General features: G+C 42.6%; 5 protein-coding genes. 3 read left to right on the top strand and 2 right to left on the bottom strand.

What is annotated here, in order from left to right:
• The 3 genes from IQ247_RS30385 to IQ247_RS30375 all read left to right on the top strand — a co-directional run.
• Nucleotides 1-719 (top strand): ATP-binding cassette domain-containing protein (locus tag IQ247_RS30385; protein ID WP_193925715.1); only part of this gene is annotated, 719 nt, incomplete at its 5' end.
• 229 nt (nt 720-948) lie between these two features.
• Nucleotides 949-3,942: a two-partner secretion domain-containing protein gene (locus IQ247_RS30380; RefSeq protein ID WP_193925713.1), complete on the top strand. Its 2,994-nt coding sequence runs from the start codon at nt 949-951 to the stop codon at nt 3,940-3,942.
• Nucleotides 3,943-4,425: 483 nt separating this feature from the next.
• Nucleotides 4,426-7,314, top strand: a complete 2,889-nt coding sequence (locus IQ247_RS30375; protein WP_193925711.1) for an NHLP bacteriocin export ABC transporter permease/ATPase subunit — start codon at nt 4,426-4,428, stop codon at nt 7,312-7,314.
• Between the two features lie 240 nt (nt 7,315-7,554).
• On the opposite strand, the gene IQ247_RS30370 is transcribed toward IQ247_RS30375, so the two are convergent.
• Nucleotides 7,555-7,872, bottom strand: a complete 318-nt coding sequence (locus tag IQ247_RS30370) for a hypothetical protein (protein WP_193925709.1) — start codon at nt 7,870-7,872, stop codon at nt 7,555-7,557.
• A gap of 69 nt (nt 7,873-7,941) precedes the next feature.
• Nucleotides 7,942-8,166, bottom strand: a complete 225-nt coding sequence (locus IQ247_RS30365) for a hypothetical protein (RefSeq protein ID WP_228060190.1) — start codon at nt 8,164-8,166, stop codon at nt 7,942-7,944.
• Nucleotides 8,167-8,225: the final 59 nt, after the last annotated feature.

Here is an 8,225-nt window from a genome sequence, read left to right as displayed (position 1 = left end):
ATCTAGAACTACGCAACATTACCTTTGGCTACAATCGCACTGCACCGCCTTTAATTGAAAATTTTAGTCTTTCACTTAAACCGGGACAAAGAGTAGCTTTGGTGGGCGGTAGCGGTTCCGGAAAATCAACAATTGCTAAGCTGGTGGCTGGCTTACATAAACCTTGGTCTGGGGAAATATATTTCGATGGACAATTGCACATTCCCCATCAAGTGTTGGTAAATTCAGTTGCGACTATCGAACAAGATATTACCCTATTTGCTGGTAGCGTCCGCGATAACTTAACATTATGGGATACGACCATACCCGATAGTAATTTAATACAAGCTTGCCGCGATGCTGCGGTGCATGAAACTGTGCGATCGCTCCCCGGTGGATATAATGCAAACTTGTTGGAAGGTGCCACAAATTTGAGTGGTGGACAGCGACAGCGTTTAGAAATTGCCCGTGCTTTAGTTAATAATCCGGCAATTTTGTTGATGGATGAAGCTACAAGTGCCTTAGATACAGAGACAGAAAAAATTATCGATCAAAATCTGCGGTTGCGGGGTTGTACTTGCTTGATAGTTGCCCATCGCTTGAGTACAATTCGCGATTGCGATGAAATTATTGTTCTCAATCGGGGTAAGATTGTCCAACGCGGCACTCACGACGAATTGCGGCAAGTTGAAGGCTTTTATTTAGAATTAATTAAAAGCGAAGGTGCAACTTTAGAATGATTTAGCATAGCTAATAAACTATATTTATTCGCATTTTGTATTAAACGGGAAATCATTGTAGAGACGTAGCACTGCTACGTCTCCAGCAATGTGAAATCATCACTTCATATTTTGAATGAAGCAATGCCTAATTTTACTTTAATCGAATAATAGATTAAAAATTATTGCATAAGTTGTGCCTAGTCAGAAATACTGATATATGTAGCTAATAGAGCGCATTTGCATCTCCATGAATAATAAACAAACTTTTCTTCCGCTTTTATTATCCAGTTTTGTAGCACTTCCAACACCAGCAATAGCTCAAATTACCCCTGATAATACGTTAGGTGCAGAAAATTCTCGTCTCACACCTAATGTTTTAATTAACGGTGCAAATGCAGATAAAATTGAAGGTGGCGCTCAACGAGGGAGCAACCTTTTTCATAGTTTCAGTCAGTTTAATATAGATGATGGGCAAAGAGTGTATTTTGGCAACCCGAATGGAGTGGAAAATATACTAACGCGGGTGACAGGTGGGAATGCATCGAATATTTTCGGAACCTTGGGTGTTGATGGGGCTGCGAATTTATTTTTAATTAATCCCAACGGTATTTTATTGGGGCAGAATGCTAGTTTGGATATACGCGGCTCGTTTGTGGGGACAACTGCGAACGCGGTGCAATTTGGCAATCAAGATTTTAGCGCTACAAATCCTCAAGCACCACCATTATTGACTGTTCAGCCTTCGGGATTGTTATTTAATCAGATTAATCAAAATGCCGCGATTCAAAATAACTCAATTGCACCCGCAGGAACAGATCCAGCAGGTTTTGACGTATTTGGGTTGCGTGTTTCTGATGGTAAGAGTTTGCTGCTGGTGGGTGGTAATGTCAACATGGATGGGGGGCAATTAAATGCTTATGGTGGGAGGGTTGAGTTGGGAGGATTGGCAGCACCTGGAAGTATAAATCTTCTCTTTGATGGAGATAATTTGAAATTGAGATTTCCTGAAAATGTGACTCGTGCAGATGTATTGCTGACTAATCAAGCGTATGTATATGTAGAAGCGAATGGTGGTGGTGATATTGCAATTAATGCCCGCAATATAGGAATCTTGCAAGGAAGTCAGCTTTCGGCTGGTATTGGACAAGGTTTGGGGACACCTGAAACTGTTGCAGGAGATATTACGCTGAATGCTACTGGGGAAATTAAAGTTGCAGGTGCTGAAAGTAGAGTTGGAAATATTGTCAGCTTTGATTCACAAGGCAATGGAGGTAATATTACCATAAATTCTGGTTCTTTCTTATTACGAGATGACGCTCGACTTAGAGCCTCAACTTATGGAAAAGGAGATGCGGGGAATGTTCAGGTGACAGCAACAGATGCTGTTTCGCTTGCAGTTAATGCTCTCATTCTCAGCACGGTGGAAGCAGGAGGTATGGGTAACAGTGGCAATATTGATATTAATGCTGCAACTTTAACACTACTAGATGGCGCTCAACTGATAACTATTACTCGTGAAGCATCTGATACCCAACCACCAGGTAAAGGAGATGCAGGTGATATTAATCTTCAAGTTTCTGGTGTTGTGGATATTGCTGGTGAAAGAGATACATTTCCCACTGGGCTTTTCAGTGAGGTGCAAACAGGTACACAAGGCAATGGGGGAAATATTACCATTGATGCAGGCTCTTTCCAACTGCGAGATGGCGCTCAACTTTCTGCCTCAGTGGAAGCAGGAGGTGTGGGTAAGGGTGGTAATATCGACATCAATGCTGCCTCTCTCTCACTAAGCGGTGGCGCTCAAATGTATACAGTTACTAGTGGACAAGGAAATGCAGGTTTTATAAAAATTAATGTTTCAGACTTAATGTCTTTGGATGGTAGTAATGGCATTTTTGGTAGTGGAGTTTTCAGCAGTGTTGAGGATTTGGGTACAGGGAAAAGTGGAAATATTAATATTCAAACAAAAATGCTTTCAGTGACTAATGCTGCTGCAATAGTAGCAAGTGCGAGAGGGAAAGGGGATGCTGGAAGTATTCAAATTAATGCTTCAGACTCGATTAATATTTCTGGAAATAACTTAGATACTGGATACTCTAGTGGAATATTTGCGTTTACACTACCTAAATCAACAGGTCAAGGTGGCAGCATTAAAATAGATACCAGTAATCTGCGTCTTTCAGAAGGTGGAGTTTTAGATGTACGTACTAGAAACGAGCGCCAAGGGGGTAGTATTGCAGTCAATGCTGATACAGTTGAGCTTCTCAATGGTGGAGGAATTTTGAGTACCACATCTGGTAGCGGTTCTGCTGGTAGGATAAACGTTAATGCGCGAGAAAAATTGATTATTGATGGATTTGATCGCACTTTCAATGATCGAATCATCAAAGTAGGAGAAGAGCCTTTTTTTAACTACTTTATTAGTACTGATTCTGCTAGTAGTATTTTAGTTCGTTCTGAGAGTCAAGGAGTTACAGGTGACATCGAAGTTAATTCACCAAGAATCACCCTCGATAACCAAGGTACGCTCAATGCCAACTCAGCATCCGGTAGCGGCGGCAACATCAACCTCACAAGCGATTTACTCCTCCTCCGTCGCGGGACTCAAATCTCCACCAACGCAGGTACAACCCAACAAGGGGGCGACGGTGGCAACATTGATATCAACTCAAAATTTATCGTCGCTTTCCCCCAAAAAAACAGCGATATTACTGCCAATGCTTTCTCTGGGAATGGTGGTAATATTAACATTCGCACTCAGGGTATTTTCGGTATTGAAGCCCGTCCGAAACCATCAGATCGAACAAATGACATCACCGCAAGTTCTGAATTAGGAGTCCAAGGACAAATCAACATCATTCAACCGGATGTCCAACCCACAGAAGCAGTAATTGAACTACCAGACCAAATTGTTGATGCTAGCGATCAAATTGGTCAAAATTGCCCTAGAGGTCGTAACGCTAAGCGTTTGGGTGAGTTTGTTGTCAGCGGACGCGGTAGTTTACCACCCAATTCTCTGCAACCTTTAAATGGTACAACTACTATTGCACCGCTGGCAACTTTGGATGGGGATTTACCCAACACATCCTCAGCACCGATCGCAATACCTTCTCCCCCCACACAAATCATCGAGGCACAAGGCTGGCTGAAAACTCCTGATGGTAAAATTATGTTGGTTGCTTCTGCACCCACAGCTACGCCATCTAGCTCTACTGCGTCGGTTTGTCCTGTGTCTAGATAGTAGAATTGTTAACGGTGCCGTTAATCAAAATATGAAATGATGATTTCACGTTGATCGAGACGTAGCAGTGCGGAGATATCTACAAGGGTTTCGCGTGTAAGACAAAATTATGGGAACTAGCCAGTTATTTCTCTCCCCCAGAATTGGCTACGGTGTACGTATAAGTACTGTCCATATAGGTTTCAAGGATTTTAACCGCGTTAAATCGTCATTGTGAGGAGGAACGACGAAGCAATCACAGCACTTTGCGATTGCTTCGCTCCGCTCGCAATGACAGGACTTTGAAAGATTTAACTCATAGTTAAAAACCTAGTTCCAGGTAGGATTTTAGGACTTCTGTGTACACCGTAGCCCAAAATTGGGGGCTGGGGGGCAAATCGTATTTTTAATCAGCAACGCCCAAAATTTAGGTAGATATAATTCGCTGCATATCTTCACCCTAGCTAGAAATAGTAGTTTACAGAACTACTGTAATATTCAATCATGCTAGTAGAAAGCGATCGCAGTCTTAACGCATTTGGTGAATCATATTCTTTCAAAAGCAATGAGCCTTTGTTGCTCGATAACCCGGAAATCGTTTGGCTGATTCAATCTGGTACTTTAGCACTTTTTGCTATCAATGTTGAGCATGGTGTCCCCAAGGGGAAGCGACGTTATTTATTTAGCGTCAAAGCTGGTGAGGCGATGTTTTCGGCAATGCTAACGGAGTCGGGACAGCAAATTTTGGCGATCGCTCTCGAAGAAACTCAACTTGTACGAGTTACCAAAAATGAGTTTTGCTCGATTACTCCAGAAACTGCGATTAATCAAATCGAACGCTGGGTAAATCTTCTCAGTTCAACAGTATCAGAATTTACTTTACAAATATTACCTACTCCAGTTCAAGCTCCAGGATGCGCGGTTTTAGGCAGTAAGGAAGTGTTTCAACCGCCACAGGATGTTGTGGTGTGGGTAAAAGTTTTGCAAGGTCAAGCTAACTTGTTAGGATTGGATGAATTAAAACTCACGTCTAATACAGGAAGAATTCCGCTGTTGGCAGACTTATGGTTGCAGGCGCAAGATATCCTCGAAATTGACTCGGTAAATACAGATATATTAGATGTTAACACTTTACTAACAGGTTTAAATTGCCTGCAAACTTTTGTAATCCAAGCAATTGGGCAACTCGAACAACTAGCAGTTAAGGTAGAATTAGGACGTTTACAACAACGGGAACAACTAAATAATGTGGCGATCACCAACACCTTAGATAATTTTGCGAATATATTCGATGTCCAAACCAACGAACCCATCAAACAACCGCTGAATCAGGAAGAAGCGCTACTATTTGCAGCAGGTGCAGTAGGAAGATTTTTGGATATTACGATCGATCCCCCTGGCAATTCGGAAGATTTACGACGGTTCCGCGAGCCTATAGAAGCAATCGCTCGCGCTTCCCGCATCCGGATGCGTCGGATTACGTTACGAGATAAATGGTGGCAGCAAGATAGCGGTCCGCTACTAACTTATACTTTAGAAGACCGTCGTCCAATAGCTATAATCCCCATATCTGATACTCGTTACCAAATTATCGATCCGCTGCAACAAACGCGCTGTGTATGCAATGAAAAAATTGCTGCAACGCTATCTTGTACTGCTTACACATTCTATCGTCCGTTACCAACAAATCTGAAAATACTCAGCTTGCTGGGGTTCGCATTGCGCGGACATTCCAAGGAACTTTTCACCCTACTGTTTGCGGGGATTGCTACTACTTTACTAGGGATGATTACCCCCCAGGCGATCGCCATCCTGATCGATAATGCTATCCCAGATGCAGACAGAGCGCTGTTATTGCAGCTAGCATTAGGATTATTTGTTGCAACTTTAGCGCAGACTTTATTCCAACTAACTCAAGGAGTGGCAATTATGCGCTTGGAAACATTTGCCGACACTTCTACTCAAGCTGCGGTGTGGGATCGACTCTTAAATCTTAAACCATCATTTTTTCGCGGTTATGCAATGGGCGATCTGAGCGCTCGCGTTTCGGTGATCAGTCAAATTCGCGGTAAATTGAGTAACACGTTGTTGAAAAGTTTCTTTTCTAGCGTTTTTTCATTGCTCAACTTAGGATTACTCTTTTACTACAGCATTCCCCTAGCCTTAATCGCCACATTTGTTGCTTTAATTAACGTTGCAGTTACAATTATTTCTGGTGTACTAACCCTACGCAAAGTACGGCCTTTACTCAGCCTGCAAGGACAACTTTTTGGCATCATGGTGCAAATTATCGGTGGTGTGAGCAAATTTCGCACTGCTGGAGCCGAACCGAGAGCATTTGCTTACTGGGGAAAACAATATCATCATCAATTGCACTTAACTCTAGAGTCGCAAAAGATCGAAGATAATCTTGTAGTGGTCAACAATTTACTTTCCGCATTAACCCCAGCGGTGATTTTTGCATTTGCGACAAATTTGTTACAAGGGAATGGTATTTCCACAGGCACTTTCTTAGCGTTCAATATGGCATTTGGGACTTTTATTAGTGGTACAACTAGCTTGAGCAGTACGGTTGTAGATATCTTAGAAGTCTTACCGTTGTGGGAACGCGCTCAACCAATTCTCCAAGCTATCCCGGAAGTGGATAGTAGTAAAAGTGACCCCGGTCGCTTGTCGGGAAGAGTGGAAATCAAAAATGTGATCTTCCGCTATCGCAATGACGGACAGCTGACACTCGACGATGTAAGTTTGCGAGCCGAGCCAGGAGAATTTATCGCTCTTGTGGGTCCTTCTGGCAGCGGTAAATCCACGTTATTGCGATTATTATTGGGCTTTGACACCCCCGAATCTGGTAGTATTTATTATGATGGACAAGAACTTGCCGGGTTAGATGTGAATGCAGTCCGCCGTCAGTTGGGGGTGGTTTTACAAGGTAGTCGGTTGATGTCGGCATCTATCTGGGAAAATATTTCTAGTAATACGGTTCTGACAATGGATGAAGCTTGGTCAGCTGCAAAAATGGCAGGTTTAGCCGACGATATCGCCGCAATGCCGATGGGAATGCATACAGTAGTTAGTGAAGGTGGGACTAATCTTTCCGGGGGACAGCGACAGCGGTTATTGATTGCGCGGGCTTTGGCTTTACGCCCCCGGATTTTGCTTTTTGATGAAGCTACCAGTGCTTTAGATAATCGTACCCAAGCTATAGTTAGTGAAAGTTTGGAGCAGTTGAATGTAACTCGGATCGTTGTAGCCCACCGACTCAGCACCATTCGTAATGCCGATCGCATTTACGTTTTGCAAAATGGACGCTTGGTGCAACAGGGTAATTTTGACCAACTTCGCGATCGAGAAGGATTGTTTAGTCAATCGATCGGGCGACAGCGGGTATAATTACTTTCTTCTCGGTCTTACGATTACGGATTAAAAAAAACCTTACTAGACGCAGAGAGCGCAGAGGAAAGATGTAAAGAGATAAGTGAAATTGGGGAAGGTTAAACGAGTAGTTATACCATTTCTTTATAAAGATGCGCCGAATGTAGCCCACGCAGGTGGGCTTTGTTTGGGTAGCCCCACTCTTCCAGAGTGAGGGTGATTTAGCGCAGCCTCATAAAGAATTGATATTAAGTGTTATTAAATTGGATCTAGTTTACCTATGCCCAATTCTCTGAGCTTCAGTTTTACGCTTTCCCACTCAACCCCACAGTAGTAATATTTTTTATCTAATATATTGGCGATATAGTAACCATTTTTGGCACCGTTAATTCTCCGTAGTTCTGCTGCAATTTTTTCCATTGAAGTATCGAATAAAGCAAACAAGTCTTCCATATCAAGATCGGGTGCGTTAAAAAAATTTACAAATGGCTCACCTTCCTTAAACGCCCAGATTTTGCCCCGACGCTCGATAATTCGGTAGTAAATGGGACGAACGATTGTATCTGTATTTAGCATAAATATTTGTTTAAAATAAAATTAGAAAGGAAGTAGCCCCTAGCGGCTAACTAGGGACTACAGGCTTAATTAGTTGACATCATCAGTTGATTTGTCTTGCGGTTCGTCCGCAATATCATCCAAATCTCTGATGACATCTTCCGAATCAACAAGATATTTTTCTCCAGAGACTTTATCGTCTTTTTCCCACTTATCGAGAATTAGACGAATAAAGACTTTGACCGGGATTAAACTCAATGAGGTTGTCACCAACCCCATTGGTCTCCAGAACGTAGCGTGAAACTTTCGCTTCACTACGCTCCTCGTCAAGTGCCTTTAACTAAGAGCATCGACCTTTATAGCGCATCGTCTAT

This window comes from Plectonema cf. radiosum LEGE 06105, from assembly GCF_015207665.1.
GTDB lineage: Bacteria > Cyanobacteriota > Cyanobacteriia > Cyanobacteriales > Nostocaceae > Rivularia > Rivularia radiosa_A.
This window is presented reverse-complemented; position numbering and strand designations above follow the sequence as displayed.